Raw genomic sequence first — 2272 nt, 5'->3', positions numbered from 1 at the left:
TAAAGTAGTTATCTGCTGATTCATTTACAAATGCTGAACGTGACTCTCCGTCGCTTTCCACGATTACCTTTGTAACGTTAGGAGCGTTCCCCTCAATTGTAAAAATACCATTGCTACTTGTAAAACGCTGTGTTACAACTGTTGCGCTTTGTTCGTTCAAAGGTAGCTTTTGTGCACCTGATTTGAACTGTAGGTTATACAAAAGTGGCGTATCAATATAGGTCACTTTAATCGAAGAAGTTATCTCGGAAGCACCATTCTTCCCGCGAAACGTAATTGTATTTTCACCTGGGAACAATTCAATGTTTGCAACACGAATCCGTCTTCCGTCATCTGAAACGATAACTCCCGTTGTCTTCTGTGGGCCTTCTTTTCCGTTTTTCGGTGTTACCGTGTAACTAATGCCTATGGGAGAAACCTGATTTAAAGATCCCTCAAGAGATAGATATTTGTAATTAACAATCTCAGGGAGATTTTCAAATATAAAGTTATTCCCGCTACTAGCTGCACCTACGCCCATCGGATAAAACGGGATCACGGTCAGCATCATGACTAACGCCAACAGTGCATGCAATATCCTTCTGGTCATTCGTTCCCCTCCTCTAATTTTACTGTGTGTTTCTCCTCAAAGAAAAACATACCCATTTCTTTATATCGGTAAGAACGTTGTAAATATTAAGGTTTTTAGCTTTATTTTTCTGCAGAGAAAAACTTTTATCTTCCATATTTATTCCAATAATGGCATCCAAACATAGAAAGCAATCCTTTGCTGCCTATATTCATACCGCACCAGCATGAAAGCATTCATCGTAACATGTAGTACGTCTGATGCGTATCAAATCCCGTTGTCCTTTTAAGTGGATACCCTGACTTCTTATGACAAGAAAGCATAACCAATCTGCAACTGATCGTTGACATCATGCAATAGATTATTTACTTTAAACATAAGATTTCAAACAGAAGTGATTTTCTGAATGTTTTAAAATAGGGTGCAGGGTAATCGTGCTCGTCTGAGACGGTCTCGGTAGAATTTGGCTGTTGTCGTGTTTTATGTAGGTCGTATTAGCACAGCCCTGTACTATCTGCTTGCGAGGTTGTCCTAGATCTAGTACTCTTCCTCGCTTAGCTTAGCTTAGTGCATTCTAGCACTTCTTCTTAAAAATGCTAGCCAAAGCAAAAATGAAGCCTTGTCGGTATTTATGTTAAGATCAGACAAAGCACGAAACATCAGATGATGAACAAACTCAGGAGGAACTCTCTACTATGAATCTACTTTGGCCTTATTTGATTATTTTCCTGTTTGCCGCTACTCCCATGTTTGAAGTTATAGCAATGATTCCGATTGGAATTTTCGCTGGGCTGAACCCGATTTTAGTTTCCTTGGTAGCGCTAGTGGGTAATGCCATTACTGTTTTTCTACTTATTTTGCTAATGGAAAAAGTACAAATTTGGTTGCAGAAAAAACGCGGTGACAAGGAACCAAGCAAACGTCAGCAGCGCGCAAGGCAGCTCTTTAAAAAGTATGGATTGCCTGGGCTAAGCATTTTAGGCCCTGCTCTAGTCGGAAGTCATCTTACTGCGATCATGGGAATGTCTTTTGGGGCAACCCGACAAAAAATGTTGTTGTGGATTGGTATTAGTCTTGTTGCATGGACGGGGCTTGCCATGGTCATTGGGTACTTCGGGGCTGATCTTATGAATATAGGTGAGCAGAATGGATTTTTGATGCGAATGCTGCAGAAATAGTTCGTTAACAAATGCTCGACAAAACAAAAGCCTGTCGGATATCATATTCCGCAGGCTTTTGACTTATAGCTTAATCAAAGCATCTTTTTCCATTTACATAATAGCTATTCGTCTCAAATACACTAAAAGCTATCTCCACTTCCGGTATACCCTGCGCCAAAACGTGTCTGGACACACATTCAGCAAAACGATCCCTTACCTCTGTGCCCCGCTCAAACCAATACACGTGGATAAAGGGATAGGTCTCTACTTGCTTTCCTTCAAAGATAGAGATCGTTGGTAGGCACTCCAGGATAAAATTATCTGTTCCACAATCACAAATTTCTGCTAACTCGCAAAGCAAAGCCTCGCTCATGTTGCATGCCTGTTCGGTGGAAATCCCGCGCAATAGTAATTGAGGCATGTTTATTCCCCCTTTTTGTTGTTACTTCCCGTCTGCTATAAAAGCAAGGAATACGGCGTTATCGTTTTTTTCCGCCTACAGCTTTTATACAGGGAAAGTATGTGTCAAGACAAATTGTTCCCC

At 40.8% G+C, this 2272-nt stretch carries 2 protein-coding genes and 1 pseudogene; 1 reads left to right on the top strand and 2 read right to left on the bottom strand.

The window, feature by feature from the left end; all coding sequences use genetic code 11:
* A pseudogene (locus AYJ08_RS04420) lies at positions 1-589 on the bottom strand (S-layer homology domain-containing protein); the annotation flags it as partial.
* A gap of 674 nt (positions 590-1263) precedes the next feature.
* Here AYJ08_RS04420 and AYJ08_RS04415 point away from each other — a divergent pair.
* On the top strand, positions 1264-1746 hold the full coding sequence (locus AYJ08_RS04415) for a small multi-drug export protein (protein WP_064016743.1): 483 nt from the start codon (positions 1264-1266) through the stop codon (positions 1744-1746).
* Positions 1747-1816: 70 nt separating this feature from the next.
* Here AYJ08_RS04415 and AYJ08_RS04410 read toward each other — a convergent pair whose 3' ends face one another.
* A complete protein-coding gene (locus tag AYJ08_RS04410; protein ID WP_064016742.1) occupies positions 1817-2149 on the bottom strand; it encodes a DUF1904 family protein in 333 nt (110 codons plus the stop codon).
* Positions 2150-2272: the final 123 nt, after the last annotated feature.

Origin of the sequence: Brevibacillus sp. SKDU10 (assembly GCF_001645205.1) — a bacterium.
Lineage (GTDB): Bacteria > Bacillota > Bacilli > Brevibacillales > Brevibacillaceae > Brevibacillus_B > Brevibacillus_B halotolerans.
Note: the sequence above shows the minus strand (reverse complement) of the source record. Positions and strands in the feature narration are given on the sequence as shown.